The organism is Hydrococcus rivularis NIES-593 (genome assembly GCF_001904635.1).
Taxonomy (GTDB): Bacteria; Cyanobacteriota; Cyanobacteriia; order Cyanobacteriales; family Microcystaceae; genus Hydrococcus; species Hydrococcus rivularis.
On sequence record NZ_MRCB01000006.1, the window covers coordinates 110,451 to 127,234 of the forward strand.

Here is a 16,784-nt window from a genome sequence, read left to right on the forward strand (position 1 = left end):
CGCTCGTGCAATAATTTGTCTAAAGCGATCGCAGCGGTTTTTGCAATTGAGGCTGAAGCGGTTGTTCTGGATTAATAACCAACCCAGAAAAGTTAGACAGGGGACTACCTCGATCGCTATCTTCAGATGAGGCAGGAAAGAAAACCCAACGGCTGCTTACGGGGAGAGAATCTAGAGTTGAAGCATTTTGCGTCAGCCAGATTAAGGGTAAAGTAGGACGCTGGATTTCCCTAGCTTTTTCTTGCGCTTCGACGGCTGCTAGCGTTTCCAAAACGACTCGATTGCCGCGAACCAATCCCGTCCCTGCCGTCCAAAGCGTTACCGCTAGTTGACAGCGACTGGCATAAAAATACAAAGATGCAGCCGCAATAACTGCGCTTTCAAAATTGTCTTCTTCCCATCGAGAGGCACTGTCTAAGGCAATCACAATCTCTTGTCCTCCCGTAATGACTTCCAGTTCGCGGACGACAAACTCGTCAAAGCGGGCACTGATCCGCCAGTGGATCAAACGAGTGGGATCTCCGTAGCGGTAGGGGCGCAACGCTCTAGTAACTCCTTCAGTAGCAGCTTGGTAGCGGCGATCGCTCTGAAATTTTATACTTTCATCTTGTCCCAAACTATCTACTAATGGACAATTTGCCAGGGGCAATACTTGCGGATAAACAATTGCTTTGGCGGGAACTTCCTGACTGCGGCGACTCCAAAATAATCCCAATGGCGTTCCCGTTCTCAGTTGTACTTCGTGCCAGCGATAAACGCCCCGTCGCTTGGCAGTAACATAATAAACCCAGCGATAAACGCTTTTGGGTGGAATAACTTCTACTGCCGTTTGCAGTGGTTGGGAGAGGACGTAGGGTAGCAGATCCTGGAGTTGCAGTAGCGTTTTGGCAGCCTTGCTGGTATTTTCAATTTCCAACTCAACCGTCAAGGTATCCCCCGCACCGATCGGAGTCATGGGGAGACGGCGAATGTTGAGGTGGCGCAGCGATCGCAATGGTAGAATAGCTGCCAATCCCAGCAGGGCGAAGATCGTGCCGCTGAGGACGTATAGCCATCCCGCCATGGTATTCGTGGCAGCCCCAAAAAAACACACGGCAAGTCCTGCCAATACCCAACCGCTGTGGGCGGGAGCAACCCAATGGGTTTCTAACCATTCAGCCAAGGCAACAGTAAATTTCATCAATCGAATTAGTGAGCCAACCCAGTATAGATTAGACTTCTTAGATAAATCAAAGAAATTAACGATTTCTAATTTTGAATTTTAGATTTTGGATTGAGGAATTTAAGACTTTTGCAAGCGGTTTATTCAATTTTTTGACTTAAGTCAAGGGCTTGCCCCCGCGATCGCGCCTAAAGTGGAAGTATAAGGAAATAGGAGACTTGAGATATGTTTTGCGAACAATGCGAACAAACTGCTAGCGGACAAGGATGCCATCAATGGGGAGCTTGTGGTAAAGGTCCAGAGGTGAATGCCGTCCAAGACTTGTTAGTCTATTGCCTGCGAGGGCTTGCCCCCGTCGCACTCCGCGCTCGTCAGTTAGGCATTCCCACTCGCGAAACAGATGTATTCGCCTGCGAAGCACTCTTCGCTACGATGACCAATGTTAACTTCGATCGCAAGCGGTTTAATCGCTACATTCGCGACGCGATCGCTATTCGCGAGAACTTAAAAGCCCAAATTCAAGCGAAGGAACCGACGGAATGGTCGGCACTATCTTGTTATGAACCCAATTTTCAGGAAAGTTTAGTCGAACAAGGTCAAGACGTTGCCCTCCAATTTATTACTCAATCGGGTCAAAACGTCGATATTTTCTCGCTCAAACTGACCGTTCTTTACGGGATCAAAGGAGTTGCATCCTACACCTTCCACGCCCAAGAACTAGGTCAGGAAGACGATCGCGTTTATTCTTTTATCCATAAGGCTTTAGCTGCCCTAGATCGCCAAAACCTCACTTTAGAAGATTGGGTCAAGCTGGCGCTCAAAGTTGGGGAAATCAACCTGCGAGCGATGGAACTTCTGGATGCAGGTCATACCAGCACTTACGGTCATCCCGTCCCTACGGTCGTGCCGCTTAATGCCAGAACTGGGAAAGCGATTTTGGTGTCGGGACATGATATCAAACAACTCGAAGCCCTACTCAAACAGACTGCCAATCAAGGCATTACCGTTTATACCCACGGGGAACTTCTGCCAGCCCACGGCTATCCCCTCTTAAAGCAGAAATATCCCCATCTGTACGGTCACTACGGCACTGCATGGCAGAATCAGACTAAAGAGTTTGCGAAATTTCCCGGCGCGATCGTTATCACTACTAACTGCCTGATGCCGCCCCACGAAACCTATGACGAGAAACTCTTCACCATCGGTTCCGTGGGATATCCCGGCATCAACTATCTTCCCGAAACCGACGACGGTACCCCCGATTTTGCCCCCGCGATCGCAAAAGCCCTAGAAATGCCGGGATTTACACGAGATGAAGAACCGCGCCAAGTCATGACGGGGTTTGCTCGCAATGCCGTTTTAAGCGTTGCCGATAAAGTTATCGAAGCCGTCAAAGGCGGGAAAATTCGTCACTTCTTCCTTGTGGGAGGCTGCGACGGCGCTAAACCCGATCGCAATTACTACACCGAATTAGTAGAAAAAGTGCCCGAAGATTGTATAGTGCTAACTCTCGCCTGCGGCAAGTTCCGCTTCTTTGACAAACAACTGGGAACTATTGGCGAACTTCCCCGACTCATGGATGTAGGTCAGTGTAACGATGCTTATTCGGCAATTCAGATTGCTCTGGGGTTGGCAAAAGCTTTTGAGGTAGATGTCAATCAACTCCCCTTGTCGATGATTCTCTCCTGGTACGAACAGAAAGCCGTGGCGGTGTTGCTGACGCTGCTATATTTGGGCATTCAAAATATTCGTTTGGGTCCCACCCTACCAGCATTTATCTCTCCCAATGTATTGAAGCTGCTCTCAGAAACCTACCACCTCAAACCCATCACTACCCCCGATGAAGATTTAGCCGCTTGTCTGGGTTAGAAAGAAACATCGCGGTGTTGCCTGTTTCCTCTGGATCGGCAATAACCGCTTTTTGCTTTGCTAAATCAAGGTATAAATTGTCATTCTGAGCATAACGGAGTGAAGCGAAGAATCTCGGTAGATTTTTCATTGCGCGGAGTTTATACTAATTTTCCTGTTTTCGCGATCGACATTCTTCTCCCCTCTCCCAAATAGGGAGAGGGGTTGGGGGTGAGGGCGATCGACTATCTCTGTCATTAATGAATGAAAAATGGTATTATCCTCTCTCGAAGTGAAGGGCTGCATTCAGCAACGCCCCGCTTTTTTCATACAGCTTGAGTATGATATAATTATCATACTATGAAGAAAAAAATCGCAGTCACTCTTGATGAAAACCTAGTTGCCTTCCTCGATACGGTCGCTAAAGGCAATCGCAGCGATTATCTCAATAACCTCCTGGCAACTCACCGCAAGCAAGTACTCGAATCTCAGTTAATTGCTGCTTTGGCAACTGATGTAGAAGACCCCAACTATCAGCAAGAAATACTGGCTTGGGATAACGTTGCTGGAGACGGTATCGATGCCGAGGGGTAATTTAACTTATCGGCGCGGGGAAATTCGTTGGGTTCGTCTCGATCCGACTTTAGGGGCAGAGATACAAAAAACCCGCTCTTGCCTCATCGTTCAAAATGACACGATGAATCAGTATGGATTGCTGACCATCATCATTCCCTTTCGCCCAGGCAGCAAACAAGCGCCTTATACTGTCAATATCAAAGCTAGTTCGACCAATGGCTTAGACAGAGATCGTTTCTTAGATATCGCCCAGATTCGATCTGTTGATGGTCAACGGGTATTGGGACTTGTCGGCGTGTTAGAAAACCACTATTGGCAACCGATTCGAGCTGCCTTAGATATCGTGCTAGGGTTCGCTTTCTAACCTACACCAGCAGCCTTATAATTTTTCACGCGATCGCCTTCTGCTATCCCGATAATCTTTGCTAACCAAGGTGGGGGTGAAGTGGCGATTACTTTTTGTAGTTCGCTCAAAACAGCTCTTGCCGAACCGCCTTCTGTTACTTTCATCGGATAGATACCTGCTTTGATAACTTTTGCTGCTGCGGGCCCCCCTACCGAGACGATATACAAAACGTGGCAATCTTTAATCAAACTAACTCGGAAAGCATTTTTATCATCTGATAAATCGGCTTCCACTGCCGATCTGATATCTATCAGCTTCATTTGTGTTGGCGATAGCTGATAAATCAAATAACGCAGACAAGAACCAAAATGTCCGTCCAACTGTTCTTGATTGTTAGAAGCCACAGCAATGCGAATTGAACCCGGCATTTCGCCATCCTGGTATGGTTCTATTGGCGGCAGCTTATCTTCCTCGTTTGTTTCACCCCACAAAATTCTCACAGCTTCTTTGAGTGCTGCTATGTCGGCAGTTCCAGCATCTTCACCATCTTCATCTGCATCGAGTTGATAGGTTTGTCCGAATGCTGTTTTTAAGTTGGTGACTGTAATTTTACTCAAAGCTGTTTCATCGATCGCATCGCCTAGATATGTATGTAAGGCTCCTATGAGATCGCCCACTGAAGTTCCTGGCAATGCCCTTGCAGCCAATGCAATTCTTAGGGCTACTTCATTTGACAGAGTTTGTCCGCTCATAATCGATTCTCTCTAAATTGTTAATCGAGCGAATACTACTAGGTATTTATTTAGGTCAAAAAACTTGTCGTCAATCTAGCAGTATCTAGTCAATTATTTCCCGATTCTATTATTTAAAAATCGCTCGCTATATTTCAGTACAATTTAATACCATTCGTCGCATCGGGAGTTAATGTCATTTTCTTTGGTAACATTGCTCGGTCTTGTGAATTAGTTTGTAAGTTTGTATAAGTGCGATCGCAACACCCAGATCCCTCTATCAATGGCGTTCCAAGCGTTTAACTCTTTGAAATCATCTTTTCTAAAGCAACATGTAAGTCTTGTGTTAAGTCAGCCACAGCTTGTTTAGCCGCCTGACGGCTAGATTGATAAACGTGCCAGCGATCGCTAACTGAAATGGCTTCGCCGACGGTAATTCTCGCCCAACGCCATCCCAATCGAGGGCGACGAGGCATTTTTCTGGTTTTAATGCGAGCTAGCACGTCGAAAATAAGTAAAGCCGTTTCAGCCAATCGCTCGAAGGAGAGATTCTCTTGAAGATAGCTTTCTGTTACGGCAACAAAGCTTTCTACCAGACGCATATGCAACATCCGCAAGTTGGCTTCTTGAGCTACCCAGTCAGCTAAACCCCGATGTAGAGGCGATAGCGTCTTCAAGTCGGATATATCTTCTCGATAAATGTAAGTCCATCCCGCTTCTTCTAAGCGACGGCAGCGTTCGATAATCGTCCCCTTGCTCTGCAAACCAAAATATTCCTCTCCAACTCGCAGGGCGACATCTAGTAATTGGTGAAGTCGCGTCGTTAGATTTTTTGAGCCAGCGCTGCGCGGATCGCTTGGGAGATTTTGGTGGTAAAATCGACGATAGAATTGCTCCATCTCAGTTATCAGGTATTCTCCCAAACGAAACAGGCGTTGAGCGTAAATTTTCTTCAGTTCGCGCTCTTTTTCTGGTTGGCTGTTTCGAGATAGCAAACCACAATCTGCTTCCAATTGACGCAACAACCAATCCAGTCTCGACCATTGCGGCTTTACATAGCCATATTGAATGCCAATCGGAACGATATAAACTTGTTCGGGACGATTGGCTTTAAGCAAATCTTCCACGCACCAGAATCCTAACTGAGCCGCCCCAGGTTCTAGAGGGCTAACAATTTCGCTATAACCGTTTGTGGCGCCTTCGGGAGCAAGCGCCATAGGTAAATCGCCATCAATTAACAGCTTTCGTACCGTTTTAATTGCCGTCCAGTCGAACGGCTTGCCTCGATGAATCGGAATTCCACCTAAGCGGGACAATAGCCAACCCAGCCATGCACCAGCCCATAGAGGCATCCCGCGCTCGTAAATAAAATGACTATGAATCGGGGATTGCAGAGCAATTCCCTTTCGACGAGCTACTTGCGGGACGCGGGAAAGCAGGTATAGACCGCAAAGCGGATCGTCCACCTGACAATGACGAAATGCCAATAACAAGCGAATTTTTCCCGTCTGAAATTGATGGTAGAGTTCGGCTAAAGTTTCTACATTGACTGCATCAATCCGACTAATTCCGGCTGGCAGCCAGCGTTTCAGCCGAAATTTCAGCAAAATGGGCAGCGATCGCTGTGTAATTTTGAGAATCGAGCCATTAAAAGCTGGCGAAATAAACTCTAGCTTTGGGTGAGCCTGGTGCATAGAAGGTAAGTATCAAATTTAGTATCGATCCTAATTAATTCATTTCGTGTCCTTATTAAAAATTGTTAGTAAAACTTTACTCAAAAGATAATAATGCCCCAAGCATTTTAAGCCAACCGTTGCACCTAATTGTTCTCGTTGCTGGGAACTGTAAAATCTTATATTTACTTGAGACATAGAAAGCCTGCGATCGAATGCCCAATCCACTAAATAAAAATGTCCTTGAGGGCGTAAGACGCGACTTACTTGGGCAAAAACTCGTTCGGGGTTGGGATAGTGAAGAAAGCTAATCGTATTAAAAACGGCATCAAATTGATTGTTTACAAAGGGTAAAGATTCCGCATTTCCTCGCACAAAAATTAGCCGTGGACGATGTTGGTTGCGCTGTCGTGCTTGACGCAACATTTGTGTTGATAAATCAAGTCCTGTTCCTTGAAGTTCGGGAAATCGATCGGCGAGTCGATTTAAAAGACGACCCGTACCGCACCCTAAATCTAGGACGTTGGGTCGTTCGGGTAATTTGACATATTCTAACAATCGTTTATGGACGGCTTGATAAAATACTGTCGTTAGTAAAAAATCATAGTTGGGCGCCCAGCGATCGAAAAGTTTTTCTTTGCTTTCAAAAATATTATTGGTCATTTTTCAGATAGATTAATTTAAAATTCAGTCTAAGTTTAGTTTGCTGAATTTATCGAGTAGCGATCGCGTGAAGAAATTTTTACTAGCTGTCAAATCTTCCCTAAAATGGATTGTCTTCGGTGGAACGCTATTTTTTATTCTTAAAGCATTTAAAGACAACTGGCAAAATGTAACAGAAGCGAAAATAGAGCCGAGAGGATGGATTATCTTGGCGTTCGCTCTTATGATAACGCTTTTAGCTCATATTTGGTCGGGGTTAGTATGGACTGGATTACTCAAAGCTTTTAAGCAACCCATAACAAGGAAATGGGCACTACAAGTTTATTTAATGACTAACCTGGCTAAATATTTACCGGGCAATGTCGGTCATTTTTATGGTCGCATCTCAGCCGTTTACCAAGCAGGCGGTTCTTTACAAGTAGCCAGTCTGAGCGTTTTATTAGAGCCATTATTAATGGCTTCGGCAGCTTTTTTAGTGACTTTATTAGCTAGTGCTATCGGCTTAATTAAGACTAATTTTTCTCCTTGGTTGTGGCAAGTTAATTTGACTTTACTAATCACTACTTTTCTGGGGGTTCATCCTAAAATCTTAAATCCATCGCTAAAATTTTTGAGTCGATTAAAGAGTCAAGAAAAAGAATCGACGATTACTATCGAACAAAATCTATCAATTTATTTCTTAGGAGAAATATTTTTTTTGCTGCTGCGAGGAAGCGGATTTGGGCTAACGTGGATGGCATTATTGCCGCTCGATCTCAGTCAAATTCCCACATTATTTAGCGTTTTTAGTTTTGCTTGGCTGATGGGATTAATCATCCCCGGCGCACCCGGAGGAATTGGCGTGTTTGAAGCCGTTGCGATCGCTCTTTTGTCGGGGCAACAGTTGCCTAAGGGCGTTATTCTCAGCGCGATCGCTTCGTACAGAATGATTAGTATTTTGGCAGAAGCGATCGCTGCAGGACTGGCATGGTCGATTGGTCAATTTTTTCCCGTAAATTCGCGTTGGTAGCGTTCGATGCGATCGCGATTCTTTACTTTCTTCTCAATCTAAATTGATTTGTAATGACAAGATTGAATTTATAGTAACGCTTTAGAAGAATTAGGTACAATTGAAAGTAGGAAGGTTAAAATGACACCCATCTCTTCCTAAAAATCTATCGAGTTCAGAGCGCAAAAACATCTCTATGGAAACAAGTAGCCCGTCAGGGAATGCTTCCGAACCTCCTAGTTCCGGGTGGGCAAGCCTTATAGGAACGATAATTGCTATATTGACTCTAACCTTGCCTATAGTGGTAATAGCGTATTACTCTTCACAAAACCCAATTGAGACATTACCACAACCGAGTTATTCCCTATCGGAGCCAAAGATGACTCAAAATTAACAGTCAATAGAGACTCGCTTGGATTTCCTAGGCAATGGACGCTAGACATTATTAGCATCCTAAAACTTCTTGTCGGGTCTCTAAATATGATTTAATAAACCTGAGTCTTGAGATTGATTTTAATAGGCTCATCTTGTTGATTTTCGGAGAGATTTCGTGGATCTATCTCGCATTCCCCCTCAACCCAAGCCCGGTTTAATCAACGTTTTAATCGAAATTCCGGCAGGCAGTAAAAATAAATACGAGTTTGACAAAGATTTGAACGCTTTTGCTCTCGATCGCGTTCTCTATTCATCGGTTCAATACCCCTACGACTACGGTTTCGTTCCCAACACCCTCGCCGATGACGGCGATCCCCTCGATGGAATGGTATTGATGGATCGCCCCACATTTCCAGGCTGCATCATTCCCGCCCGTCCGATTGGGATGCTAGAAATGATCGATAGTGGCGATCGCGACGAGAAAATTCTCTGCGTTCCCGACAAAGATCCCCGCTACAGCAATGTAAAATCTCTTAAAGATATTGCCCAACATCGCTTAGATGAAATTGCCGAGTTTTTTAAAACTTACAAAAATCTTGAAAAGAAAGTTACAGAAATCCTGGGTTGGAAAGATGTCGATGCAGTGTCTGCCTTGATAGAGAAATGTATTAAAGCCATAAAATAGCGAACCTTGTAAAGTTTAGAGATAGAGGTTAGTCGTTATTTTGCCCCAATGGCAAATTCCCAACTCCGATCGCTAATGAAACACTGGGATTTCAGTCCCCCTCCCGAATCGCAATTAGGCGATCGCGAGGTGCCGATTGAGGGAGAACACTTGCAAGGCAAGCGAATTGCGCTTTTAATTACTGGCGGCATTGCGGCAATCAAAGCCCCTTTAATCGCCCGCGCACTGCGCAAAGAAGGGGCTGATGTCGTCGCTTTTACGTCCCAAGAAGCCTTGCGCTATACTACTATCGATGCGTTAGAGTGGAGTACGACTCGCCCAGTCGTAACGAAACTAACCGCCGCCGCAGAACACCTCAGCGACAGCGCCCCCTTTGATGCCTATCTCGTCGCCCCCGCTACCTATAACACGATTAATAAAATGCGCTATGGCATCGCTGATGGGGTCATTACTTCTGCCTTAGCATCGGCAATCGGTCGCATGGAACGAGGAAGAACGAAAATTGCGATCGCGCCCACCATGCACGGAAGCCTTCACAACTCGATCCTGACCGAATCTCTAAAAACGTTAGAGGCGATGGGCGTTTATATCGTGCCCCCGCGAGAAGCTTACGGCAAGCACAATATCCCCGACGAACGGGAAATCGTTGTCGAAGTTTGCCGTTTGGTAAGCACTTCCCCTCTCAAAGGAGTTCCAATCTTAGTCACGGGAGGTCCTACCCCAGTTCCCATCGATAATGTGCGCCGACTTACCAATCGTTTTAGCGGCAGATTGGGGGCTGAAATAACAGAAGAACTTTACCTAAGAGATGCAGATGTTCGACTGATTCACGGAGAGGGAACTTACCAACCCCCTGCCTATCTGCCGTACCAAATTGTCAGAACCTATGACGAATATTTGGCATCGATCCTGGAAACGTTAAGCCAAAAACCCTATAGGTTTGGGATTTTTTCAGCCGCAGTCGCCGATTACAAACCAGAATTGGTTCTTCCTGGAAAAACTCCTAGTGGCGGCGCCTTGAAAACGATTAACCTAGTGCCGACTCTGAAGGTAATCGAGGAAGTCAGAGCAAAATTTCCCGACCTGCATATGGTAACTTTTAAGTACCAAGAAGGGGTGAGTCACGAAGCGTTAATGGAAATTGCCCAACAGAGAATCAAACGCGGCTATCGTGCCATAATTGCCAATCGTGGCGAAGAAATGGGGCTAGGTGGCGAACAAATTGCTTACTTGGTGACAGCAGATCGACCGCCACAAAAGATGGTTGGGAAAAAAGAGATTGCCAAAGCGATCGCCAATTATCTCGAACAAGTTTGGCATAATAATTCTTAATCAAAGATAGCAAAACCGTAATCTTATGCTGCTCAAGTCTACTACTCGCCATATTCGGATCTACACGGCGGAAGTTAAAGATAACGAACTGATCCCTAGCGATAGCGTCCTGACCTTAGATGTCGATCCGGACAACGAATTTAACTGGAATGAAGATAGCCTTCAGAAGGTTTACGCCAAGTTTGATGAATTAGTGGAATCCTACAGCAGAGAAGATCTAACCGAATACAATCTGCGGCGCATCGGTTCGGATTTAGAACATTTTATGCGATCGCTGCTGCAAAAAGGTGAAATTAGCTATAATCTTGGCAGCCGCGTGCTTAACTACAGTATGGGACTTCCCCGCGTAGAAAGTCCCGAAAGCGAAGGAAAATATCTTTAATCGGCGATCGCCATGCGAGAAGAAGGAGTCAGGATAAAATTTAGGGGGTCTTCAACCCATTCAATCAATTTTTCCTTTTGCCTTTTTCCTTAATAACTGGTGTTTTAGAGCTTGTAGTAGCGCTTGAGCGCTACTACAGGTTTTTTAGATGAGGTTTAACTATAAACACCAATATACTTCATTCGAGGCTCAGCGCTCTCCTCGTTGATTTCCTGCCAGAGGTTATCCACCGCCGAATCTACCATCGAGCCTAACATCGATCCTACAAGCGATCCCAAAACCGAACCAGCCAGCGAACCCAAAAGCGAACCGAGCAGTGAAGCGCCTATTGAACCGCTAACCGCCCCCGCGATTGACCCAGCTATTGCCCCAACAATCGAGCCGCCGATCGAGCCAATCAATGAACCAAAGAAAGAACCAAGCTCAGACATAGTATTCTAGCACATTAAGAACCTACTATCTAACCATACAAGGAATTTCGTTCTCAGATCCAGTTTGTGAAGTAATTTAAACGAGCAGGAGTTAAATCCCCATTGCTGAAACTCCCTCCGACTACAGAGAATAGTAGCGACGCGATCGCCTTATCGACAAACTCTTATAATTTCTTAATATTATGAGATAAAGGGTTAGTACTAAGGAGAGCAGATGGGCAACATTACGTTCGTTAAAGAAGGGACAGAAGTCATTGCAGCGGATGGAGCAAACCTGCGAGAGAAAGCACTACAAAATCGGATTGACATTTACACTTTCAAAGGCAAGCTGACTAATTGTGGGGGATATGGTCAATGCGGAACCTGTATCGTTGAGATTGTCGAAGGCATGGAAAATCTCTCTCCTAAAACGGATTTTGAGTTACGAAAGCTCAAAAAAAAGCCGGAAAGCTATCGTCTAGCTTGTCAAACCCTCGTCAACGGTCCGGTTAAGGTAAAAACCAAGCCGTAATCTCAATCGCGGTAATGGTATTCTAATGATTGTTAGTCAAGATGACGCAGAGGTAATCGAGCAATGCAAGTTAACGATCTTGGGTTTATCGCTACCATTTTATTCGTGCTGGTACCCACCGTTTTTCTGTTAATTCTGTACATTCAAACTAATAAAGAAGGCGCACGATAATAAGTCAAAATCAGCGAAAATCTATCACTATAGCAGTCTTAAATCATTTGTAAACGTAGTGCGGGTATCATGAGAAGCGCGAGCGAGACGCTCGCACTACAATTTTAATGAATCAACTAGGATTGCTATATAAGAAAAAAGAGGGAAACAGAATCGTTCTGTTTCCCTTTTTCTTTCTAAATTGCGAATTGGATTGACCTATTGCCTAATAACTGGCGATCGATCGCCGAATCTCAGCCGTCTTCTTTTCGTGCCAAGAGAACCGGACAGGACGCATTGACGCGAATATAATCGGATAGAGAAGTTCCCAAAAGGCGATCGAGATCGGGTAAGCTTTTAGCTACGGAAGGACGGCGATCGGGAGAACCCATCACAAGTAAGTCAATATTATTTTCTTCAACTAAATTACAGATTTGCTCCCCTGGCTTACCTCCCGTGACGATGCAACGATAGGGAACTCCCATTCTTTTTGCTTTCTCTGCCGCAGGAGCAAGAATGGGGTTATTTTCCATCTCTGCTTTCGACAGAGGCAATAATTCCGGCTTCAAATCGGGGTTGACGCGAGCTAAAAATAGCTCGGCATCTGGGTAATCTCGCAGTAGGAATAGGGTCAGATCGAGTGCGTATTGAGCTGCCGCCGACTTATCTAGCGCCACCATTACTCGCTTGATTTTTTTGACGTAGATGTCGTCTTTGACCAACAACATGGGACGGTTAGTAAGTTGAAAGACATACTGGCTGACAGAATTTTCGAGAATAGCTTCTAAGCGCTTGAGTCCGCGAGAACCCATAATAATCAAGTCGGCATTAATTTCTTCAGCAACCTGGCAAACCGTGTCTTTAGGGTCGCCTTGGCGCAGCATGGTAGAAACTTTAGTAGGATCTAGTTGGACATTCTCAAGAATGCTAGCAATAATTTTGCCTCCTTCTTCCCACTTAGCTGTAACAGCATCGGCTGTAATTTGGGGAGGAATGACGTGCAAGATGGTAATTGCAGCTTTTTTGATGGCTGGGATGTCCATCAAGACCTTGAGCATGTCTTGGGTGGGACCCGTTCCCGAATCGGTGTATAGAATCTTTTCGAGCATGGATTGAAACTGGGTTGTTAACGGCAATTAGCTATTTCTGGGTACAAGGATACTGCCAATCCCGCCCAAGAAATTTAACAACTTGTTAAGTCAGTAGACAAAACTAAACATTAAATCGCGTTAATAAACTTTAATATCTACTCTCGATTGGCAATCGCTCTTTCTCTCATTTCAATAGCCGATCGCTTCTTTCTTCGATTGGTTTTTATTTGTAGCTATTTCTTCTCTGTATTTTTACTATTTATTAAAAATGCAATAATCCTTAAACTCAATCGCAATTTTCAAAGTTGCTGCGTTCGAGTTGGCAATAGAGCGCGATCGCTACATCAGTTTTTCATTGAATTCGCGCCGTTTGAGGAAAACTCTTATCCCATGCCTTTACTTGAGAGAAGGGTTAGAAAAAATACGTACATTAATTTACTTAATCAGTCTCAGTAATTATAGTTAATTAATTACCTCAATAATCAAAAAATATTCAATATTTTTTTCCGTATCTTAACGGAAGTTGCCCCAAAAAATAATTTGGCACAATAACTGTATTCGATCGAAGGTATTTTTTGAGGATTGTCGGCACTTAAGCATTAATAGAAAGATAAATTACTATGCTATCTAACAATCAACAAGTTTCTTCTACAATAAATCAATCATTAGTTGGCACTTTCCCGAACGACGATCTAACCATGCCTCTCAAGCTAGAAAGACCTTTTGGGAGCTTAGAGGCTGTCTCATCGCGCCACAAAAGAGATAATAGTGAAAAACTAGACAAAGAGGCAAAATATGATAAAATTAACGGTCAATTTCCCATTACTGTTGAGTTTAATGGAAATGGCAATTCCACAAAAATTGAAAATGCAAGCGATACAAACCCCAAAAATTATGCTAGTAATGAAAACTTGATACAAGCCGAATTAGATAATAAAAATTTCTCTAAATATGCCAGAGAAATGAGTATTTATTGCTTAACAAAGAGTTCTAAAAAATTAAAAACATCTGCTCAAAATCTAAATGCCAAGGAGGAAAAGATGCCAAGCGATCGAGTGTCGAGCGATCGATTGGTAATGCACTTAAAATTTGAAGAAACTTCAGGAATTCAAGCAACAGATTCATCTCCCTATGGAAAAAACCGAGGAGAGTTACGCAACGGAGCTACTTTTAAAAAAATTGACGGAACCTTTGGCGGTGTGGTTAGTTTTGATGGAGCAAACGACTACATTAGGGTTGGCGATTCTAGCAATATCAATACAGGTACTCATGCAAAGCGAACGCTTTCTTTGTGGTTTAAAGTTGACGATAAAAATATTTCCGATTGCAAACAAGTGATATATGAAGAAGGCGGTAGGGCACGCGGGCTAAACATCTACGTTCATAACGGTCGTCTCTATGTAGGCGCATGGAATAATCCCGCTTCCGAAAGCAACTGGAAGGGAACTTATCTATTCACCAATACGATTAGCTCTAACAAATGGCATCACGTGACTGTCGTCCTTAACGCCAAAGAGGGTAGTCCAACCCTACAGGCAGGAGCATTAACCGCCTATCTCGATGGCAGCAAATTCGGTACCGGGCAAGGGTCGCAGCTATGGAGTCACTCCGATGGTATCGGCATCGGTGCCATCAATCAAGCTACCCAGTTTCACGATGGCGACGCGCAAGGAACCGGAACGAATGCTTTCAAGGGCAGCATCGATGACGTGCGAGTCTACAACCGCGTCCTGACAGACAAGGAAATTGCCATTCTAGCCAATCATCAGTCTTCAGGAAATACATCCATGACTCCACAATCGGCAAGCACCGATAATACCACCAATACGCCGCCAGTAGCAAAAGCTGACAAGGCAACTACCACAGAAGATAAACAGATTACACTCTCAGCCACGAAATTACTAGAAAACGATCGCGATGCCAATGGCGATCGCCTCAAAATTACCGGCGTTAGTAATGCCACTAACGGAACCGCCGCGCTAGATAAAAACGGCAATATTACTTTCACTCCAAAAAACAACTTCATCGGCGATGCTAGCTTTCAATACACCGTCAGCGACGGTCGCGGGGGAACTGCAAAAGCCATAGTAACGGTTTCCGTATTAGCCCAACCCGAACCAGCTTCAAGCTCGGTAGTTAGCATAGGAACGAACCTCAGTGGCATTGCCGATTGGTCAACGCAAATGCCCTTCCTCGACGCCTTCAAATCTTCTCGCTCCTGGTTTACCCAAAATAAGTCCACTTGGGATACGAAAGAAGCTAACAAGTTAGACCTGGATAAAAATGGCTGGGTCAAATCTCTACCCAATGCCGACAGCGGTTCTAAATATACTAGCGTCGGCACGCTCCTGTTTCGAGACAAAGGCGGTCGCTATCCCGGCGGACAATACGTCGTCCTCTATGAAGGACAAGGTACGATTGAATACGGCTTTGATGCTAAAAAAAATTCGACTGCCTCTCGTCCCGGCAGAGATGTTATCGATGTCACTCCCTCCAATGAAGGCATCTGGTTGAAAATCATTGCCACCGATCCCAATAAAACCGGCAATTACCTTCGCAACATCCGCGTCGTTCCCATCGATTACGAAAAAACTTACCAAAGTCAAATTTTCAATCCCAAATTTATTGAAAAGGTCGATGACTTTAGTGCCTTCCGCTTTATGGACTGGATGAAAACCAATAATTCCAGCCAAAGTCAGTGGAGCGACCGCCCCACGCCACAAACGGCTAGATATTCTACGCACGGAACTCCAGTAGAAGTAATGGTCGAACTCGCCAATCAAACCGATACAGACCCCTGGTTTACCATGCCCCACTTAGCAAGCGACGAATACGTTACCAACTTTGCCAGCTACGTCAAGAACCATCTCGAACCCGAACGCAAAGTCTATGTTGAATACTCCAACGAGGTCTGGAACAAGGATTTTCAGCAAAGTCAGTGGGCGCTCCAACAAGGGAAAAAGGAATGGGGCGGCAGCGGCGACTCCGATACCGTAATGAGACTCAATTGGTACAGCAAGCGCACCACAGAAATTACGCAAATCTGGGATCGGGTTTTTGGCGAAGACAAAGCACGAGTAATCGGAGTTATGGGAGCTCAAGCAGCTAATATCGGAGTAGCCCAACAAGTGATTTCCTACAATTGGACCGACAAACCGCTGTCTCACCAAGCATACGGCATTGATGCCATCGCGATCGCTCCTTACATTGGTTATTATCTCGGCGCGCCAGAGAATGCTTCCCAAATCGCCAGCTGGACTCGCGACTCAGATGGAGGACGCAAAAAACTTTTTGACGAAATCACCCAAGGAGGAGTCTTGAGCGGAGGTCCTAAAGGCGGAGCGCTGCAACAATCCTATGATGGAATGAAAGCTCATATCGACCTAGCTCGAAAAGAAAACCTACAGCTTATTGCCTATGAAGGCGGTCAGCATTTGGCGGGTTTTAAGGGAGTCGAAGACAACGCAGCCATTACCAAGCTGTTCATAGAAGCCAATCGCGACCCGCGCATGGGAGATGTTTATAGACAATACCTACAAAAGTGGTTCGAGTTAGGTGGCGGGACGTTTATGAATTTCGCCGACATCGGTCAGCCCAGTAAATGGGGCAGTTGGGGTTTGCTCGAACACGTCGAGCAAAACGGCTCTCCCAAATACGATGCCATTATGGATATCATTCATTAGGTCGAGCAAAGATCTATCTTTAGTTGGGGGCAAACTCGAAAGACCGCCCCCAATTTTTTTTAGCTAAATATTTTTAAAGTTTTAATAAAGTTGTTATAAAGGCTTTTTAGGCAAGCATTAAAAAAATGCGATCGCGATCGACCTCTTTCTCAAAAAC

17 protein-coding genes are annotated in these 16,784 nt (G+C 44.9%); 11 read left to right on the forward strand and 6 right to left on the reverse strand.

Annotated features, from left to right (window positions below; translation table 11 throughout):
• Positions 1 to 19: 19 nt before the first annotated feature.
• Complete coding sequence (locus NIES593_RS07490) at positions 20 to 1,180, reverse strand: DUF58 domain-containing protein (RefSeq protein ID WP_073598987.1); 1,161 nt, start codon at positions 1,178 to 1,180, stop codon at positions 20 to 22.
• Between the two features lie 207 nt (positions 1,181 to 1,387).
• Here NIES593_RS07490 and hcp point away from each other — a divergent pair, with 207 nt between their 5' ends.
• From hcp to NIES593_RS07505, 3 genes are all read left to right on the forward strand, one after another.
• Entirely contained in the window at positions 1,388 to 3,031 is a 1,644-nt protein-coding gene (gene hcp, locus NIES593_RS07495) for a hydroxylamine reductase (protein WP_073598988.1), read from the forward strand.
• Between the two features lie 339 nt (positions 3,032 to 3,370).
• Complete coding sequence (gene mazE, locus NIES593_RS07500) at positions 3,371 to 3,604, forward strand: type II toxin-antitoxin system MazE family antitoxin (protein ID WP_073598989.1); 234 nt, start codon at positions 3,371 to 3,373, stop codon at positions 3,602 to 3,604.
• Positions 3,591 to 3,950, forward strand: a complete 360-nt coding sequence (locus tag NIES593_RS07505) for a type II toxin-antitoxin system PemK/MazF family toxin (RefSeq protein WP_073598990.1) — start codon at positions 3,591 to 3,593, stop codon at positions 3,948 to 3,950. Before mazE ends, NIES593_RS07505 begins: the two co-directional genes overlap by 14 nt.
• Here NIES593_RS07505 and NIES593_RS07510 read toward each other — a convergent pair.
• From NIES593_RS07510 to NIES593_RS07520, 3 genes are all read right to left on the reverse strand, one after another.
• A complete protein-coding gene (locus NIES593_RS07510) occupies positions 3,947 to 4,684 on the reverse strand; it encodes a dinitrogenase iron-molybdenum cofactor biosynthesis protein (RefSeq protein WP_073598991.1) in 738 nt (245 codons plus the stop codon). The two genes, NIES593_RS07505 and NIES593_RS07510, sit on opposite strands and share 4 nt — an antisense overlap.
• 278 nt (positions 4,685 to 4,962) lie before the next feature.
• Positions 4,963 to 6,357, reverse strand: coding sequence for a 1-acyl-sn-glycerol-3-phosphate acyltransferase (locus NIES593_RS07515; protein ID WP_073598992.1), 1,395 nt, complete (start codon positions 6,355 to 6,357; stop codon positions 4,963 to 4,965).
• Positions 6,358 to 6,396: 39 nt separating this feature from the next.
• A complete protein-coding gene (locus NIES593_RS07520; protein WP_073598993.1) occupies positions 6,397 to 6,999 on the reverse strand; it encodes a class I SAM-dependent methyltransferase in 603 nt (200 codons plus the stop codon).
• A 67-nt stretch (positions 7,000 to 7,066) separates the two neighbouring features.
• Here NIES593_RS07520 and NIES593_RS07525 point away from each other — a divergent pair, with 67 nt between their 5' ends.
• From NIES593_RS07525 to ndhM, 5 genes are all read left to right on the forward strand, one after another.
• Positions 7,067 to 8,008, forward strand: a complete 942-nt coding sequence (locus NIES593_RS07525; protein WP_073599045.1) for a lysylphosphatidylglycerol synthase transmembrane domain-containing protein — start codon at positions 7,067 to 7,069, stop codon at positions 8,006 to 8,008.
• Positions 8,009 to 8,183: 175 nt separating this feature from the next.
• Positions 8,184 to 8,381 carry a TLTLP motif-containing protein gene (locus NIES593_RS25855; protein WP_073598994.1) on the forward strand — a complete coding sequence of 66 codons (198 nt, stop codon included), beginning with the start codon at positions 8,184 to 8,186 and terminating at the stop codon, positions 8,379 to 8,381.
• A 156-nt stretch (positions 8,382 to 8,537) separates the two neighbouring features.
• Positions 8,538 to 9,047, forward strand: coding sequence for an inorganic diphosphatase (locus tag NIES593_RS07535; protein ID WP_073598995.1), 510 nt, complete (start codon positions 8,538 to 8,540; stop codon positions 9,045 to 9,047).
• Positions 9,048 to 9,122: 75 nt separating this feature from the next.
• Positions 9,123 to 10,379: a phosphopantothenoylcysteine decarboxylase domain-containing protein gene (locus NIES593_RS07540; protein WP_073599046.1), complete on the forward strand. Its 1,257-nt coding sequence runs from the start codon at positions 9,123 to 9,125 to the stop codon at positions 10,377 to 10,379.
• Between the two features lie 25 nt (positions 10,380 to 10,404).
• Positions 10,405 to 10,761 carry an NAD(P)H-quinone oxidoreductase subunit M gene (gene ndhM / locus NIES593_RS07545; protein ID WP_073598996.1) on the forward strand — a complete coding sequence of 119 codons (357 nt, stop codon included), beginning with the start codon at positions 10,405 to 10,407 and terminating at the stop codon, positions 10,759 to 10,761.
• 155 nt (positions 10,762 to 10,916) lie between these two features.
• On the opposite strand, the gene NIES593_RS07550 is transcribed toward ndhM, so the two are convergent.
• On the reverse strand, positions 10,917 to 11,192 hold the full coding sequence (locus NIES593_RS07550; protein WP_073598997.1) for a glycine zipper domain-containing protein: 276 nt from the start codon (positions 11,190 to 11,192) through the stop codon (positions 10,917 to 10,919).
• A 214-nt stretch (positions 11,193 to 11,406) separates the two neighbouring features.
• Between NIES593_RS07550 and NIES593_RS07555 the strand changes: the two genes are divergently transcribed.
• Together NIES593_RS07555 and psbM are read left to right on the forward strand one after the other, a co-directional pair.
• On the forward strand, positions 11,407 to 11,703 hold the full coding sequence (locus tag NIES593_RS07555; RefSeq protein WP_073598998.1) for a 2Fe-2S iron-sulfur cluster-binding protein: 297 nt from the start codon (positions 11,407 to 11,409) through the stop codon (positions 11,701 to 11,703).
• Positions 11,704 to 11,766: 63 nt separating this feature from the next.
• The gene (gene psbM / locus NIES593_RS07560) at positions 11,767 to 11,874 is read left to right on the forward strand and encodes a photosystem II reaction center protein PsbM (RefSeq protein ID WP_015145092.1); all 108 of its coding nucleotides are present in this window, start codon (positions 11,767 to 11,769) and stop codon (positions 11,872 to 11,874) included.
• Positions 11,875 to 12,107: 233 nt separating this feature from the next.
• On the opposite strand, the gene NIES593_RS07565 is transcribed toward psbM, so the two are convergent.
• A complete protein-coding gene (locus NIES593_RS07565) occupies positions 12,108 to 12,962 on the reverse strand; it encodes a universal stress protein (RefSeq protein ID WP_073598999.1) in 855 nt (284 codons plus the stop codon).
• A 602-nt stretch (positions 12,963 to 13,564) separates the two neighbouring features.
• Between NIES593_RS07565 and NIES593_RS23200 the strand changes: the two genes are divergently transcribed.
• On the forward strand, positions 13,565 to 16,627 hold the full coding sequence (locus NIES593_RS23200) for a cadherin-like domain-containing protein (protein ID WP_083602367.1): 3,063 nt from the start codon (positions 13,565 to 13,567) through the stop codon (positions 16,625 to 16,627).
• Positions 16,628 to 16,784 lie beyond the last annotated feature (157 nt).